The sequence below is a fragment of the Clostridium sp. CM036 genome, from assembly GCF_055081135.1.
The window spans coordinates 3,114,100-3,132,511 of sequence record NZ_CM143652.1; the positions used below are offsets into that span (position 1 = coordinate 3,114,100).

The 18,412-nt window shown below is 32.4% G+C and carries 11 protein-coding genes; 10 read left to right on the top strand and 1 reads right to left on the bottom strand.

Annotated features, from left to right (window positions below):
• Nucleotides 1-223 precede the first annotated feature (223 nt).
• Together ACWJKE_RS14775 and ACWJKE_RS14780 are read left to right on the top strand one after the other, a co-directional pair.
• Nucleotides 224-904: a response regulator transcription factor gene (locus ACWJKE_RS14775; protein ID WP_165413827.1), complete on the top strand. Its 681-nt coding sequence runs from the start codon at nt 224-226 to the stop codon at nt 902-904.
• A gap of 3 nt (nt 905-907) precedes the next feature.
• Nucleotides 908-2,311: a sensor histidine kinase gene (locus ACWJKE_RS14780; protein ID WP_462958916.1), complete on the top strand. Its 1,404-nt coding sequence runs from the start codon at nt 908-910 to the stop codon at nt 2,309-2,311.
• Nucleotides 2,312-2,577: 266 nt separating this feature from the next.
• On the opposite strand, the gene ACWJKE_RS14785 is transcribed toward ACWJKE_RS14780, so the two are convergent.
• The gene (locus ACWJKE_RS14785; protein WP_220286316.1) at nt 2,578-3,495 is read right to left on the bottom strand and encodes a transposase; all 918 of its coding nucleotides are present in this window, start codon (nt 3,493-3,495) and stop codon (nt 2,578-2,580) included.
• A 295-nt stretch (nt 3,496-3,790) separates the two neighbouring features.
• Here ACWJKE_RS14785 and ACWJKE_RS14790 point away from each other — a divergent pair, with 295 nt between their 5' ends.
• From ACWJKE_RS14790 to addA, 8 genes are all read left to right on the top strand, one after another.
• A complete protein-coding gene (locus ACWJKE_RS14790; RefSeq protein WP_165413825.1) occupies nt 3,791-4,036 on the top strand; it encodes a FeoA family protein in 246 nt (81 codons plus the stop codon).
• Nucleotides 4,037-4,118: 82 nt separating this feature from the next.
• On the top strand, nt 4,119-4,880 hold the full coding sequence (locus ACWJKE_RS14795) for a FeoB small GTPase domain-containing protein (RefSeq protein WP_216302412.1): 762 nt from the start codon (nt 4,119-4,121) through the stop codon (nt 4,878-4,880).
• A gap of 13 nt (nt 4,881-4,893) precedes the next feature.
• Nucleotides 4,894-6,288, top strand: coding sequence for a nucleoside recognition domain-containing protein (locus ACWJKE_RS14800; protein WP_462958917.1), 1,395 nt, complete (start codon nt 4,894-4,896; stop codon nt 6,286-6,288).
• A gap of 582 nt (nt 6,289-6,870) precedes the next feature.
• Entirely contained in the window at nt 6,871-8,595 is a 1,725-nt protein-coding gene (locus tag ACWJKE_RS14805; RefSeq protein WP_216302414.1) for a phospho-sugar mutase, read from the top strand.
• 344 nt (nt 8,596-8,939) lie between these two features.
• On the top strand, nt 8,940-9,278 hold the full coding sequence (locus ACWJKE_RS14810; RefSeq protein WP_268064062.1) for a hypothetical protein: 339 nt from the start codon (nt 8,940-8,942) through the stop codon (nt 9,276-9,278).
• A 219-nt stretch (nt 9,279-9,497) separates the two neighbouring features.
• On the top strand, nt 9,498-9,833 hold the full coding sequence (locus tag ACWJKE_RS14815) for a 50S ribosomal protein L7/L12 (RefSeq protein WP_220319792.1): 336 nt from the start codon (nt 9,498-9,500) through the stop codon (nt 9,831-9,833).
• Nucleotides 9,834-10,851: 1,018 nt separating this feature from the next.
• On the top strand, nt 10,852-14,460 hold the full coding sequence (gene addB / locus ACWJKE_RS14820) for a helicase-exonuclease AddAB subunit AddB (RefSeq protein WP_216302418.1): 3,609 nt from the start codon (nt 10,852-10,854) through the stop codon (nt 14,458-14,460).
• Nucleotides 14,460-18,374 carry a helicase-exonuclease AddAB subunit AddA gene (addA, locus tag ACWJKE_RS14825; RefSeq protein WP_216302419.1) on the top strand — a complete coding sequence of 1,305 codons (3,915 nt, stop codon included), beginning with the start codon at nt 14,460-14,462 and terminating at the stop codon, nt 18,372-18,374. Before addB ends, addA begins: the two co-directional genes overlap by 1 nt.
• Nucleotides 18,375-18,412: the final 38 nt, after the last annotated feature.

Consider the following 18,412-nt stretch of genomic DNA (forward strand, 5'->3'; position numbering starts at 1 on the left):
CAGAATTTCACTTTCATGTTATCAATTCCTGTATATATCGATTATGCTAAACCTTAGGGGAATATAATAATGGTCGGAATTTAATTGAAACAAGTAGGGACGGTTAACAATCATTTGTCTTTTAATAGAAGAAATAAGTGGGGACGGTTAACAACCTTTTAGCTTTTATAATATAAAAATGTGTAACTATCAACTATTAGGATTAAAGAAGGGGTAATTAAACATGGATAATATATTGATTATTGAAGATGAAGAAAAGGTTTCAGAAATATTAAAAGCATATCTTGAAAAAGAAGGCTATAGAGTACATTGCACCACAAAGGGACTGGAAGGCATAAAACTTTTCGAAAAAATTGAATTCAGATTAGTTATTTTGGATCTAATGCTACCGGACATATCTGGCGAAGAGGTGTGCGGTGTGCTAAGAAAAATTTCTGAAGTGCATATATTTATGCTTACGGCAAAGGGTACATTAGAAGATAGAATACAAGGATTAAACCTTGGAGCAGATGAGTATCTTGTTAAGCCTTTCAGCCCGCGAGAACTAACAGCAAGAGTAAATGCTTTATTTAGAAGGATTAATGTAAATAAGTTTGAAACAAAAGTTTATAATAATGGAGATTTAGAAATTAATTATGACAAAAGAATAATTAAGGTACGCGGGACAGAAATAGCTCTTACACCAAATGAATTTGACATAGTGCATATTCTTTCATCTAACAGGGGAAAAGTATTCACAAGAGAGCAGCTTATTGAGAGAATAATGGGAATAGATTTTCAAGGTTTTGATAGAACGATAGATGTACACATTAAAAATATACGTAAAAAAATAGAAGAAGACAGTAGAAATCCTAAATATGTAATAACCGTAACTAGAATTGGTTATAAATTTGGTGGTGATTAATTTATGAGAATCATAAACTTTATGCGAAGTATAAAATTTACGCAAAGCATAAGAAAAAGGTTAAGTATTATTTTGGTATGCACCTCTATATTAGCACTTTTTTTATCTACACTTTTAGTGAATATAACAATATCAAGAACCTTCAACAGGTACTTAGTCGAAATACAAAATAAGAGGGATATTAGAATAGTAAAATATTTAGAAGAAGTATATAAAAAAAATGGTAAGTGGTCAGAAACTTCAGGAATAGAAATTATGCATGAAGCCTATATGAGTAGATACTGCCTTACTCTTAAGGATGAAAATAAAAAAGCCGTTTGGGGAATGAACGCTAATGACATAGTTAACAATACTAATATCACTATGCACGTCAAAAATGAAGGGGTTTATACTACAAGTACCTTTGAAATAAAATCTAAGGACAAGATTGTAGGATACATAGAAATAGGGCAATACGCACCAGTTCTATTATCCAAAGAGGATGTGGATTTTAAACTCTCAATAAATAAGAGTATTATTTTAAGTGTCGTACTTTCAATTTTAATAACAATATTAATTAGTCTTTTTATTTCGAAGCAATTCTCTACTCCGCTTAGGCAAGTTTCAAAGATTTCAGTCAATCTTTCAAATGGAAACTATAATGCAAGGGCAAATGATAAGAGTAGCATTTTAGAACTTGAAGATTTAAGAAATAGCATAAATACACTTGGAGAAAAGCTTCAGCATCAGGATGTCCTTAGAAAGAGGTTAATATCAGATATATCTCATGAAGTCAGAACGCCTCTTAATATTTTACAAAATAATTTTGAAGCTATGATTGATGGTATTTTCCCCGTAGATAATGAAAGATTGACTTATCTTAATGAAGAAGTTATTAGATTTGGAAAGCTTATAGACAACTTAAATGCATTAAAAGAGGTTGAAGGAGAAGAAATAGCATTAAACACGGAGAAAATTTCTTTGAAAGATATCCTTTCTTCAGTTGTAAAAGAATTTGAATTAATAACAGAAAATAAGAATATTAACATGACCTTAGAGTTAAACACAAGTAAACAATGCAACATTTTAGGAGACAGAGATAAAATAAAACAGGTAATTATTAACTTGCTTTCAAATGCAGTTAAATTTACTCCCAAGCAGGGGAAAATTGATATTGCTTTAAAAGAAGCTGATGAAAAAGTAATATTAAAAATAGAAGATACAGGCATTGGTATTAAGGAAGAAGACTTACCTTATATATTCGAAAGGCTCTATAGGGGAGATAAAAGTAGACATGAAGTGGAAGGCTCAGGGATAGGTCTCACTATTGTACGCAATATATTAACCATTCATAAAGCAAATATAGAAGTGGAAAGTAAAGAAGGCGCGGGTTGCGTTGTAACTGTAAAATTTAATGGGGCTTTGTGATTAACCTCAAGAAAATAAAAAGTGGGGACGGTTAACAAACAATTAAACAAATGGTGAAATAGATAGGGACGGTTAACGAGTAATGAAAAGATGCATGTTTAAAAAAACATGTATTTTTTCATTGCTCAGCATATTTAAGAGAACTTGTTTTAATAATTTTATCTTATACATTAATAGAAGATCATATTTATGTATGCTTGTCCAAGTATATTTGAATAAAATAACCATATTTTATTCTCTGAAAAATTTTCGTTTATTACAAATGGCTAAGCATAGGATTTAATAAAATCACCTATAATATTTTCGTATTTTTCGTCTGTTCCAATTAATTCTATACCGATAGTGCTTAATTTTGATACTCTAGCCTGCGTAATGTTCCCAAGTGTGTTAGATATATCACAGGATTTAAAGTTGCAGAGGCTTCTCATTAGAACAACTGTTAACGCTTTTGCTTTTACAAGTTTTCTGCTGTACTTCATATAAAGATGAACCTTTGATACGTTTAGTTTTGACGCTATAAATTCGGCTATATCCTCTGGTTTAAAGTTCCTTATAAGTATTTTCCTATCACTTTTATACTCTGTTTTTTCATCTTCAAATTCAAAATCAATTTCTTCTTTCAGCTTTTCTTCGTTGTCTCTAAAAACAAGGTTATAGTAATTTTTCCTTGCAGTTTTAAGGCTATTTCCAAAAAGACTCATAATAAATCCATAATCAATTAATTTAAAAGAATCACGTCTTTTCCCTAAGAATATTGCTAGACTAGAAAATGCATATTTTTCAGGACAATCCTTATATTCCACTATGGCTGTAGGATTATTGTGTGTATATAGCGATAAGGTCTTTAAATACCTTTCATTAGCAACTATTATACTCTTAAACCTATCTCTAAAAAGATGACCTTCCCTTTTATGTTTTTTATTAAAATACATTGCATAAGAAAAATTTATTCCATGCATTACTTTTGATATGTCTGATCCGTTAGCATCAATTATTAAATGTAAATGGTTATTCATTAGGCAGTACCCATAAAGTTTAAAATCATATAGGATCTTATATTTTTTTATAAGGGATAAATACTTTTTCTTATCATCAGAATCCTTGAATAAATCTACCTCAGTGATACTTTTGCACATAATATGATATATAGATTGTTCACTTTTTAATCTAAAAGTTCTTGACATAAAAAATCATCCTTTCCCATAAGCTTTTCTTAAAATTATTGCCTATGGGTCAGGATGATATTCATATTCTAAAGTCAATAGTTTAAATAGTTGTTAACCGTCCCCGGTGTTGGGAACTTTTCTTTTTTTATTTTAAGTGACGATTTTAGCCTTAAACACATAATATAAAGCAAAGGCACATTAAAATAAATAACAAATCAGTATACGAGTCTATTCTAGCATAGTCTATTTTTCGTTATCTTTACTTGTTTTTTATTCTTGTGGGTCATAAGACAATATCAAGGCAGGTGAAAAAATGGAAACCTTAATAGTAAAACTAACAGAAATTGCAGTAGGGAAAAAAGTGCAAGTGGTAGAATTGCTCTCGGAAGGTTTATCAAGACAACGAATGCTGGATTTAGGGATAGTGCCAAACACCACTATCCACGTACTTAGGCAGAGTCCTTTTGGAGATCCAACGGCATATCTTATAAGAGATACTTGTATTGCACTGAGAGAAGAAGAAGCTCAAAATATTATAGTAAGAGACATAGAATTGTAGCTATTAGAATACAATGACTGTTAAATGTCATCTCAGGGCTAAATAGTTATAAATATAAATATTAATAGAGAAAGGAGAAAAAATGGGGCTAACTTACAGTTCTAGTAATAAGCAGGGATTAAAGGATCTTTTTAATGTAGAGAAATTAAAAGAAGAAGATTATGTCATTGCACTTGCAGGAAACCCAAACACGGGAAAGAGTACAGTGTTCAATGCACTGACTGGACTTCATCAGCATACAGGAAACTGGCCAGGGAAAACCGTTGTAAACTCTCAAGGGAAATATGGTCATAAAGGCACAGACTTTACTATTGTGGATTTGCCAGGCACTTATTCTCTTCTTGCAAGTTCTGTCGAAGAAATAGTAGCTAGAGACTTCATTTGCTTTGGAAAGCCAGACGTAACAGTGGTTGTTTTAGATGCCACGTGTATTGAGAGAAATTTAAACTTGCTTTTGCAGGTGATTGAAATTACTGATAAAGTAATAGCTTGTGTAAATATGATGGATGAGGCTAAAAGTAAAAACATAAGTGTAAATATAGAAGCTTTATCAAAGGAATTAGGTATACCGGTGGTGCCAACTACTGCAAGAAGTAATATAGGCATGAATATTTTAAAAGATACCATATATGATTTATGCACTAATAAAATTCATACCTGTCCCGTACAAATTCAATATCCTAAAAGTATTACGCAGCAGCAGCAACAGCTCACCCCAATGATTATCTCGATTTTTAAGGACAAAATTAATGCTAAATGGCTTGCATTAAGACTTCTAGATGGAGATGAATCGCTTTTAAATTCTATAAGCAAATTTTTAGGTTATGACTTAAGAAGTAATTAATAGGGAGGTGTAATTGTTGAATCTAAAGGAAGACGCAAATATTAAGGAGGTTCTAAAAAAATCAAAACTTTTTAGAACACAAAACAATGAAAACATAAGAGACACCATTGTAGAAACTATTTATAAAACGGCGGAGGATATAACAAGAAAAACTGTTATAAAAGACACTGAAAGGTTATTGTCTCAGCAAAAAATTGATGACATAGTTACCTCTAAAAAAACGGGTATCCCAATAATGATACTACTGCTAGCAGTGATATTTTGGCTTACAATTCAGGGAGCAAATTATCCTTCACAGTTTTTGTCAAAATTCTTGTTTTGGATAGAAGCAAAGATCAGTTTATTCTTTATCTATATACAAGTTCCCCTTTGGCTAAATAACCTTTTAGTACTAGGAGTATACCGAACTTTCGCCTGGGTAGTAGCCGTAATGCTTCCACCTATGGCAATATTCTTTCCTATATTTACACTACTTGAAGATGCTGGATATCTGACTAGAATATGCTTTAATTTAGACCATTCTTTTAAAAAAGCTTGCTGTCATGGAAAACAAGCACTAACTATGTGTATGGGGTTTGGTTGCAATGCTGCCGGGGTAATAGCCTGCAGAATAATTGAGTCACCAAGAGAGAGGCTTATAGCCATTGTAACCAACAATTTTGTACCCTGTAATGGTAGATTTCCAACTCTTATAGCTCTATCAATGGTGTTTGTAGGAGTGAGTATAACGCCTGCTAGTAGGTCTGTTATAGCTGCACTGATGGTAGTGCTTTTAGTGCTTATAGGTATAGGGATTACATTACTAACATCCTATACATTATCAAAAACAATACTAAAAGGTATGCCCTCAAGCTTTACATTAGAGATGCCACCCTATAGAAAGCCTCAACTCGGAAGGGTATTATATACATCTATAATTGATAGAACCATGTTTGTGTTGGGAAGAGCTATAATGGTAGCTGTGCCCGCTGGTGCTATAACCTATATTCTTGGCAATGCCATGATTGGAGATATAAGTATACTAGCCCATGCAGCAAATTTTCTAAATCCCTTTGCGAATGCCATAGGTTTAGATGGCTTTATTTTGATAGCCTTTATTTTAGGATTTCCAGCAAATGAAATCGTGCTACCTATTCTTTTAATGGCATACTTATCTAAAGGATCCATGCTTCAATTTGAAAGTATAGATCAGCTTAGGGAGATTTTGCTAAACAATGGGTGGACATACTTAACACTCATAAACACAATGTTATTTTCACTATTGCACTTTCCGTGCGCCACAACAGTATGGACTATAAAAAAAGAAACCGGAAGTATAAAATGGACAATATTATCTGTATTAATTCCCACAGCCATTGCCATAATCATATGCTTTTGTACCACCAAAATTTATAGGATTTTCATGTAGTCAAAACAAAACCTTAAAACAAAACCTTAGGGACAGTTAACAACTAATTGAACTTTAGTCTGGTCAAAACCCGAGGGACAGTTAACAACTAATTGAACATTAAACTGTCCCTCACAAATATATATGAAAAAAATAAAGACTTTTGTTTTAACAAATCTTGCGAATTTGCTAAAACAAAAGTCTTGTTCCAAGTAAATCTTGCACCAAACCGGGCGTAAGCCAGTATGTCGATTTGATGTATAAGGCAAAGCCTTACGAACTACTCCCTTTCATTTTAAAGTAAAGATTATATTGATAAATCACTAAAAGGGTACCGTTAATGACTTCAGAAGGATAAATAATTAATTAATGGTTATTAACTATTGTTGAAATAATAATAAGCACAATTGGATCCAAGGAGGAATTCATTCTGAAGTGCCATTAAGGTATCCTAATATATTATATGTGCAAAAGGATAAGTCGTTACAGATATTTATACTATATGTAAAGTTTATCCTAAAAATTGTTATTAGCTGTTTAAAATGAATAGGAAGTAATGTATAATGTTATCAAATGGTAATTATTTGGAAGGTGGGAGTTAAAATGACTTATATAAAAAAATATGAAGAATGGTTAAATAATAAATATTTTGATGAAAAGACTCGAGAAGAATTAAGGGCAATATCAAAAGACAATAATGAAATTCAAGATAGGTTTTACATGGACTTAGAGTTTGGAACTGCAGGTCTAAGAGGAAAATTAGGTGCGGGACTTAATAGAATGAATTTATACATAATTTCAAGAGCAACGCAAGGGCTTGCGGATTATATTAAAGGTTATGGACAAGCATATATGGATAGAGGTGTAGCAATAGCTTATGATTGCAGACATTTTTCTCTTGAATTTGCAGCTACAGCATCACAAGTTTTAGCAGCAAATGGAATAAAGGCTTATCTATTTGAGGAATTAAGACCTACTCCAGAACTATCTTATGCAGTAAGAACGTTAGGTACTGCTGCAGGAATTGTTGTGACTGCTAGCCATAATCCTAAAGAATACAACGGATACAAGGTATATTGGGAAGATGGTGCTCAGATTTTATCATCTACTGCAAATGGTATAACAGAAAAAATTCAGAGCATTACAGATTTTAGTACCATAGAGATCATGGATCTTGAGGAAGCTAAGGAAAAAGGATTAATAGTAATGCTTGGAAAAGCAATGGATGATGAGTATATGGAGAAAGTAAAGGGACTAGCTTTAAGGGATAACATAGATAAAGATATAAAAATTGTTTATACACCTCTAAATGGTACTGGAAATATGCCTGTACGAAGAGTACTAAAGGAAAGAGGTTTTACTAATATAATAGTAGTGCCAGAGCAAGAAAACCCAGATCCAGACTTTACAACCGTTGGATACCCAAACCCAGAGGATGTAAAAGCCTTCAAATATGCCCAGGAACTTGGTAAAAAAGAAGGGGCAGAGTTATTAATAGCTACAGATCCGGATTGCGATAGACTTGCTATAATGGTCAGAGATAAAAATGGAGAATATGTTGCTTTCAATGGTAATCAAACAGGGGCTATATTAATAAAATATGTTATAGAAGGGATGAAAGAAAAAGGCACGCTTCCTAGCAATGCGGCCATAGTAAAATCGCTAGTAACAGGGGATTTAGGCAGGCAAATAGCTAAGAAATATGGCGTGGAAACCTTCGAAGTACTTACAGGATTCAAAAATATTTGTGGTAAAATCAATGATTTTAAGAAAGATGATAGCCATGAATTTATATTTGGATACGAAGAAAGCATTGGGTATGTTGCTGGGACTTTCGTTCGTGACAAAGATGCAGTGATATCTTCCATGCTTTTATGTGAAGCTGCAGCCTACTATAAATCACAAGGGAAAACTCTAATAGATATATTAAATGAGATATACGAGGAATTTGGATATTATAGAGAAAACCTAATATCTCTAGTTCTAGAAGGCATAGAAGGACAAGAAAGAATTTCTAGAATGATGGAAGAATACAGAAAAGATAATCCAAAGACAATAGGCACTGCGAAGCTTACTAAATATATAGATTACGATATAGAAAAAGCTTATGACGTAATTAATGGTACAGAAGAATCTAGTGGAATTCCAGTATCTAATGTACTTAAATTCTACTTTGATGATGAGAGCTGGTATGCTGTAAGACCTTCAGGTACAGAACCAAAAATTAAAATATACATGTACTCAAAGGGAGAAACTTTAAAAGCTGCAGAAGAAAAATTGGTAGAAATGAAAGATATAATTATGGAAAAACTTCAAAGTACAAAATAAACATAAGAAACATATAATATATTAAAGGGATCCATGCATTGTGCTGAATGCATTCGGCTGCACTGCATGGATTCCTAAATACAACTAGATTTATCCCTAATGAATTTACAGTTATACTTGTACCATAAAGGCTCATGATAAATTTAAAATGGAATATCAATAGTTGTATAGATGCAACAATTAATAAATTGAGAAGGGGAATTTCAGTATGAGGATATTTAATGACATTTCAGAAGGAAAGTCTCCAATTTTTATAAGTGAGAGTTAATCACTCTAGCAAAAATAAAACTCCAGTGGGAGTGTAAATACCCTTCTGAAGTCGTTAATATGCAGCTCCGCAGGAGATGATTAATTTAGTAGTGATTATAATATCATTAATTTTTGTTGGGCTAGGTTTTAGCTTAAACTATAATGTTTTTAAAAAAATTAATGAATATAGTTTGAAATTCAAGGTGTTTTTTAGTCCTCAATTTCAGGAGAAATTAAATGAAAATTATACAAGTGCGGTTAAAATAATTGGAACAAGTGACATAGCATTAGGAGTAATGCTTATAATTTGGGTGTTTTTATTTGCAGCATTCCCTAACACTTTTAAAAATAATAATATTAGTTGTATTGTAATTGGTATTTTATCAATTATGAATCAGATTATATTAAATCTGAAACTTAAGAAGATAAAATAAACAATATTTTATATTGTTTCATAATTATTGTGGGAAAATTTATTGGCTTGTCGGAAATAGACAAACCAATTTTAGTGGTTTTTAAATTTAAAGATATCTAATTTTTAAATATTACCAGGTTACGATTGCTTATAATTTGCATTATGATTAGTAGGCAAATAAACCATAGTTTATTATGCATAAATGTAATATTATGACAAAGTTGAAAGGAGTGAAATTATGAGTGATACATTTATTTTGGTACTTATAGTAGCGGGAGTAGTGGGAGTAGTGTTAAATATATCAAGTACATCAAATACTATTAGTATGATGCGAGTTGACATTGCGCAAATGAAGAGAACTTTAAATATGATTGCGGATAAAGTTGGTATTCCGAGTGAAATAGGACTGCCGGGTGAAATGCGTGTGTCAGATGAAACAATGGCTGAATTAAAAAGCCTTATTTTAGAAGGCAAAAATATCAAAGCAATTAAAAAATATAGAATGGCTACTGGAATAGGGCTCAAAGAAGGCAAAGATTATATTGATGCTCTAAGTGAAAAGGAATTAAAATAGGTAATTTACACGTCTATTATGTTTCATAATTATTAGTGGGAAATTATTGGATTGTAATAAATAGACAAGCCAATTTTAGTATATGTTAATTCTAAGTGTGCCAAGTGACCCTAAACTTTAAATTTTAAATTTTTGAACCAACTCATTAAGTTTTTGTGCAAGCTGTGCTTGATTTTGTGATGCTTGTGCAATTTCATCTGACATGGAGCTTACAAATTCTCCATCCGCGCCATATTGAATGTTATTTACAGTTTCACGGATTGTTCTGCAAGTCTTCTTACTTCCTCAGCAACTACTTAAAACCTCTCTCAGTCTATTACATAAGCATAACTATTTTTAGCACTATATTTTTTAACTATATTTTTCAATTCTTCAAGTTTTAAATCGCCCATCTTTTTTTTATTGATTCGACACGTAATAATCAGAAATTAAATTTGATATAAAAAATGGTATTCCTAAAATTAATATAGCAATGATAATTAGTTGATGTTTTATAGATTTCATCTTTAGACCCTTTTTTCTTGTATTTAAATATATTTAAACATATTTAAACATATTTAAACATACATGTAATGAAAATATACTGAAAATTGCGTTAAAGGGTTGCATTTATATAAGAATGTAAAAGTATGACGAAATAAATGCATCTATATGAATAATATGTATAATAATTATATATTTCAATCTTTTTCGTCAGTTAATTTTATTTTGCCTAATATACAAATATTTTAAGTTATTATGTGGTTAAATCATCTCCTGGGTCGCTTCAACAGATTCGCAGAAGATAAATTGACGACTTCAGAAGTAGTGGTATACTACCACTGAAGTTTTCTATTTGTTAGGGCAAGTAACTCCTACTTATAGTAGGTACTCAAACTTATAGAAATGGGAGACTTTGCTTCTGAAATATCTTTAAACATTCAAGTCTAATATGTCCCGCATGGTATAATATAATAAATACAAAACGAACTATGTGGGGAAATTATATATAATAAATTAAAAGAAAGGACGTGTTTTTGTGAGTTTAAGATTTATATACGGAGGAGCTGGAAAAGGGAAGAGTACGTTCTGCTTAGAGGACATAGAAAAACGAAGTACCGCCGAGAGCGAAAAACCCTTAGTACTTTTGGTACCAGAACAATTTTCCTTTCAAGCTGAAAAAAATCTTATAAAAGTAGTTGGATCTACAGGAATAAAGAACGTCCAAGTACTTAGTTTTAATAGATTAGCGTACAAAGTGTTTAGCGAGGTTGGAGGCATAACCCGTAAACCTATGGATACTTCAGGAAAGGCAATGCTTATTCATAGCATACTTCAAAAAAAGAAAGATGAACTCAAGGTATTTAAAGGAGCGGCTAGACAAAAAGGCTTTGTAGATAATGTAGCTTCTGCAATTACAGAGTTTAAAAAATATAATGTTTCTGTTGAAGATTTAAATAAGACATTAGGCAATTTAGGGGAAAACACCTTGCTAGTAGATAAAATAATGGATTTATCTCTTATATACGGAGAATTTGATAATATTTTAAATAAAAACTATTTGGATCCAGATGACGATTTAACACGCTTAAATAGTGCCCTTGATGAATGCAATATTTTTGATGGTTCTGAGTTTTGGATCGATGAGTTTACAGGCTTTACACCACAACAGTATGGAATACTCGAAAAGCTATATAAAAAAGCTAGGAGGATAAATATAACGCTTCCATTAAAAAGTTCAGAGCATTCAAAATGTATGGAGGAATCTGATGCATTTTATTCCATTAAGTTTACAGAAAATAAGCTTTTAAGTTTAGCAGAGGATAGTGGGACAAGTATCGAAGCACCTATAGAGCTGGAAGGTAATAAAGAATATAAATTTAAAAACAATAATGAACTATCTTTTCTTGAAAAAAATTATTTTGCATTCCCATATACACCAAGTACTGAGAAATGTGAAAACATAAAGGTATTTAAAGCTCTTAATGGATACTGCGAGGTGGAACACGTGGCAAAGGATATCTTAAGACTATGCCGTGATGAGAATATAAGATTTAATAAAATAGCAGTAGTAACAAGAGACTTACCCTCCTATGAAAAGTTAATTAAAGCCATATTTACAGAATATAATATTCCATTATTTATAGATAAGAAAAAGGATATAACAAGTAACCCCTTAATTGTGCTAATAACCGGAGTCGTTGAGATTTTCACTAAGAACTTTAGCTATGAGGCAATGTTTAGGTATCTTAAAACAGGGCTTTTAGATATAGAAAAGCAGCATATAGACATACTAGAAAACTTCGTAATAGCAGCGGGCATAAAGGGCAAAAGAAAATGGACAGAACCTGATCTATGGCAGGAGAAAATAGAATACTATTTTAGAGACTACTATAATGATAAAGCTGGCATAGACGAAGCTGCATCACAAAGTGCAGAGAAACCTGTAGAAAAAGTTGCAGGTTCTCCTGAGGACAAAGCTGAAAGAATAGAAGCCACTATTAAAATTTTAAATGATACTAGAGAGAAAGTCATAAATCCACTACTACAATTCAAAGAAAAATTAAAAGGCGGATGTACCACAAAAAAAATATGCACAACTTTATTTGAATTTCTAGAAACTATAAATATATATAAAACAATAGAGGAGTGGATAGAAAATTTCAAAAGGGAAGGTGCGCAAGAGCTCGTTACCGAGTATAGTAAAATATGGAACTTAGTTATGGAACTATTAGATCAGATGGTGGAAGTCCTTGGCAATGAAACCCTATCCCTTGAGGACTTTGTAAAAGTACTATCCATGGGATTTAGTAAACATCAAATGGGAATTATTCCACCTGCACTAGATGGAGTAACTATTAGCAGCGTGGAGCGCATAAAAAGTCATGATATAAGTGCACTGTACATTATAGGGGTAAATGATGGAGTATTCCCAATGGCAAACAAGGAAGATGGAATATTAACGGACAATGATAGAATGATTTTAAAAGAAAATGCATTAGAACTTGCAAATGACACAAAAACTGAGGTGTTTAATGAGCAGTATTTAATCTATGCTACAATAACCATCCCAAGTAAATATTTAAATATAAGTTATCCTATTGCAGATTATGAAGGCAAAACGTTAAGACCTTCTATTATAATATCTAGGTTTAACGCCTTATTCAAAGGTCTAATAGAAGAGAGCAATATAACTCAGTTTAGTGAAAGGCTACAAGAAACGAATGATATGCAGCAGCTGTGTGCTAAAGTTCCAACATTTAACGAGCTGATATTTTATCTAAGAAAATATTTAGAGGAGGGAGTTATATCGCCACTTTGGATTGAGATTTATAAGTGGTACCAAAAGGACCCTTTATGGCGAGAAAAAAGCAACACCATGTTTCAGGGATTTGACTACAAAAATGAAATGAAAATGCTTGAGAAAGAAAAAGTAAAACTACTTTATGGAGACAAAAATTATTTTAGCGTATCTAGAATAGAAAAATATGAAGAATGTCCCTTTGCATATTTTGTGCAATATGGCCTAAAAGCTAAGGAGCGAAAAACTTTTACATTTTCATCTCCAGACTTAGGTAGCTTTATGCACAGTGTACTTGATGATTTTTCAAAGCTTGTGGATAAAAATGAAATAAAATGGGCGGACCTTCAGCGTGAATGGTGTGAAAAAAATATAGCAAGTATTGTAGAAAAAGAAGCAGAGGAAGGCATAAGTGGCTATATATTAAATAGTACCCCAAGGTACAAGTACTTTACAGAGCGGTTAAAAAGAGTTTTAAAACGAACTATTATGGTGATAGTTGAGCAAATGAAAAACAGTGGATTTGAACCCTTTGGCTATGAAGTATCCTTTGGATTTGAAGATGGAGATTATCCACCAATAAAAGTAGAACTATCCACAGGGGAAGTAGTAAATCTAGTTGGTAGAATAGATAGAGTAGATAAGTTAATTAATGAAGGAGAAGAATTTTACAGGATAATAGATTATAAATCTGGAAATAAGGATTTTAAACTATCCGATGTATATTACGGACTTCAAATACAGCTATTGACGTATTTAGACGCCATGCTTAAAAGTGAAAGAGCGATTTCTAAAGAAAACGAAATTTCAGAGGAGCCAATTTTCCCAGCAGGTATTTTGTACTTTAAAATAGATGACCCAGTAATAAAAGCTAAAAATGATTTAGATGAAGAAGAACTGGAAAAAGCAATAATGAAGGCTTTAAAAATGAAGGGGTTACTGCTAGCAGATACTAAGATAATTAGGGAAATGGATAGAAATATTGAAGGCGCATCTCTAGTTGTCCCAGCATCTATAAAAAAGGATGGGAAGTTAGGCTCAAGATCATCAGTTGCAACTAAGGAGCAGTTTGAAATGTTACTCCGCCATGTAAAGGAAAACCTAATAAGCACCTGTGAACAAATGTTAAGTGGAGAAATAGACATAAAGCCATATAAGAAAAAAGATGCTACACCTTGTGCTTACTGTGAATACACGGCTATTTGCCAATTTGATCCTACATTAAAGGAAAATACCTATAAGATAATAAAAGATAAGAGAGACAAGGAAATATGGGAACTCTTATCGTCAGTCGAAATTGAGCAAAATAGTGTAAAGACTCAAGAGATCGGAGTGGATGAGGAGTAATGTTAAAGAGTGAGAATGAAATTAAACATGTAAAAACAGGGGTTTCATGGACAGAGGATCAGAAAAAGGCTATCTATACTCGCGATTGCAACGTTCTAGTAGCTGCAGCGGCAGGCTCAGGTAAAACAGCGGTACTAGTTGAGAGAATAATAAAGATAGTAACAGATGAAGATCGGCCTACAGATATAGATAAGTTATTAGTGGTTACATTTACGAACGCGGCGGCATCCGAAATGAGGGAGAGAATAGCTGCGGCTATTTCAAAGGAACTTTATAAAAATCCACAAAGTAAACTACTGCAAAGACAGTTAACCTTATTAAATAAATCCAGCATTACAACTATTCACTCCTTCTGCCTTGAGGTTATTAGAAGCAATTTTCATATAGTAGATTTAGACCCTAATTTTAGAATAGCAGATGCAACAGAAGCAGTGCTTTTAAAACAAGAAGCTCTAGAGGAACTATTTGAGGATAGATATGTAGAAATGAATGATGAAAATGAAACCGAAGATGAAGATAGCGATTTATTTGTAGAAAAGGATACTAGCTCTATAAATCTAATCGAGGATTCTAGTTTCTTAAAACTTGTTGAAGCCTATAGTAATAATAAAGAAGATTTAGGCCTTAAGTCTATAGTGTTAAGCCTTTATAATTTTGCCATGAGTTCTACAAATCCAACAAAATGGCTACGGGGTTCTGCAGAGGATTTTAACATAAAAGATGGGTATAGTTTTAGTGATACCCCTTGGGCAAAGGTTTTAATGGAAGATGTTAAAATAGAGCTACTAGGCATTGAAAAAGTAATGATTAAAGCATTGAAAATCATAGAAAACAATGAAGCTATAGCATTATATTACGAAGTGTTCAAATCAGATTTAGAGTTAATTGCAGATTTAATAAGCGCTGAAAGCAATTGTTTTGAAAGCTTAGCAGAAGCGTTTGAAAATTTAAGCTTCCCAAAACTAACAACGATAAAAGCCTGCAAAGATAAGGAAAAACAAAAGGTAGTACAAGAGATAAGAAATAAGGTTAAGAAACAATTAGGGGAACTGGGGCAGCAAATAATGAATGCAAATTCAGAAACGGCTTTAAGAGATATAAAAACATTGTATCCACAAATGCGTGAACTATCTCAGCTTGTTATAGATTTACAGGAAAAATATAGAGAAAAGAAAAAAGAACGTTCAATTATAGATTTCAATGATTTTGAGCACTACTGCCTTGACATTTTGATGGAAAAAAATGAAGAGGGGGAAATAGTAATAGACGCTCAGGGAAAACCAGAACCTTCCGCAGTAGCAGTTGGGCTAAGAAATAAATACGAAGAAATTTTGATAGATGAATATCAGGATAGCAACATGGTGCAAGAAACTCTATTAAATATAATCTCAAGAGAAAAAATAGGTTTCCCAAATGTATTCATGGTAGGAGACGTAAAACAGAGTATATATAAATTTAGGCAGGCAAGGCCAGAGCTCTTCTTAGCAAAGTATAATAGTTATTCAAAAATTGACGGCGAAAAAACCAGAAAAATAACTCTATACAAAAATTTTAGAAGTCGTGGACCGGTTATAAATGCAGTAAATTATATCTTCAAACAAATAATGTGCAAAAACATTGGAGATCTTGACTATACAGATGAGGAAGCGTTGAATTTAGGAGCTCACTTTGATGAACTTGAAGGTCCTGGAGTAATAGGCGGAGCAGTGGAGCTACATCTTATTGAAAAGGAAGTTAAAGATGCAGGAGAAGAAAACGAAGGTGAAGAGGTCGAAGATGAGGGACGGTTAACAACTAATGGAATTGAAGGTGAGGGACATGGCAAAACAAATGAGGATGAAACCCCTACAAATATTGAATTAGAAGCTAGAATTGTTGCAAAAAGAATAAAAGAATTAATGCTACATAAAGATGAAAAAGCTTTTAAAATTTATGACAAAAAAATAAAAGGTTATAGATACGTTGAATATAAGGATATTGTAATATTACTTCGGGCCACCTCAAATTGGGCACCCTCATTTTTAGAACAATTGAAGCTAGAAGACATACCGGTGTATGCAGATACAGGCACAGGCTATTTTAGTACCATAGAAATTCAAATAATCATGAGTTTACTTCAAATTATAGATAACCCAAGACAGGATATTCCTATGCTAGCAGTTCTCCGTTCTCCAATAGGAGGGTTTACCTCAGAGGAACTGGTAGATATAAGAGTAGGTCAAAGGGAAGTAAGTTTTTATGAAGCAATGGTAAACTTAGAAGGCACTAAAAAATCAGAAAAACTCGGTAAATTCCTTGAAAAATTAAACCACTTTAGAGAAATTTGCACGTATATGCCCATTGATGAATTCATATGGCATTTATATACTAGCACTGGTTATTACGGTTATATAGGAGCCATGCCAGGAGGAACCCAAAGACAAGCGAATTTAAGAGTGCTTTTCCAAAGGGCAAGGCAATATGAAGAAACTAGTTACAAGGGATTGTTTAATTTTATAAATTTCATAAACAAGTTAAAAATAAGTAGTGGAGACATGGGCAGTGCTAAAACCTTAGGGGAAAATGAAAACGTAGTTAGGATAATGAGTATACATAAAAGTAAAGGGCTAGAATTTCCTGTAGTATTTCTAAGTGGCATGGGAAAAAACTTTAACTTAATGGATATAAATAAGAGTATATTATTTCATCATGAATTAGGCTATGGCCCAGATTTTGTTGATCCAATTAGAAGGATTTCTTATCCTACAGTTCTAAAACAAGCGCTTAAAAAGACAATAAAGATAGAAAGTCTTGCAGAGGAAATGAGGGTACTATATGTAGCTTTAACCAGAGCGAAGGAAAAGCTAATAATAACTGGGTCAATGAGAAATACAGAGAGAAATTTAACTAGAATGAGTTCTAGTTTAGAAGAGAATAGTGAAAAGCTAGGAGAATATGAAATTTTAAAAGGTAAAAGCTATTTAGATTGGATAGTGCCGGCGATAATAAGGCATGCAGACGGAAAACCATTGCGTGAACTAATAGAAATAGATGATAGTACAACGAATTTATTAAGTCATCCTGCAAGCTTTACGGTAAGGTTCTGGAATAGAGAAAACATAAAGAAAAACGACAATTATGAAGAAGAAATTACTGTTAGCTCACAGGAAAAGCTAACAGCACTTCAGGAAGAACCTACAGATGAGAAGTTCATCTGTGAAATAGAAAAAAGGCTAGGATTTATTTATAAATACGAAATGTCCACAAAAATGCCTACAGTACTTACAGTAACAGAGATTAAAAGAAAATTTAATGCAGAAATTACTGAAGGCGATTCAAACAATATGTACCAGCCAAAACTTATAAATAAGCCCAGATTCCTAGAAGAGGCGAAGGGATTAACCCCCGCAGAAAAAGGAACCGCTATGCATGCAGTGGTGCAAAGATTAGATTTAACTAAAGTGGCGACCACAAGTGAAATAGGATTACAAATTGAGACTTACGTTGAAAAATTGCTAATCTCAAAAGAAGAGGGCAAATCCGTCCGGGTCAATAAATTATTAAAGTTATTTAAAACAGATCTTGGACAAAGAATGATAAAAGCTTATAATCAAAAAGCTTTAAAAAGAGAAATACCGTTCCATATGGAAATTAAGTCAACAGATATAGATAAAAACCTCCCAATCGAAATATATGGAGAGGAAAAAATAATGCTTCAAGGAATAATAGACTGCTATTTTGAGGAAAATGGAGAGATAGTTTTAGTGGATTATAAAACAGACTCCTTAAAAAATGGAGATGTAAATCTCTTAATAGAGAAATATAAATCTCAGCTAGATTATTATGCAAAGGCAATTGAAGCAACACTTGGGAAAAAAGTTAAAGAAAGTTACCTATATTTATTCAGTAACGATGAAGCCGTAGAAGTTAAATAATCTTCTGCGAAACTGAAAAACCTAAAAAAGGGGAGATA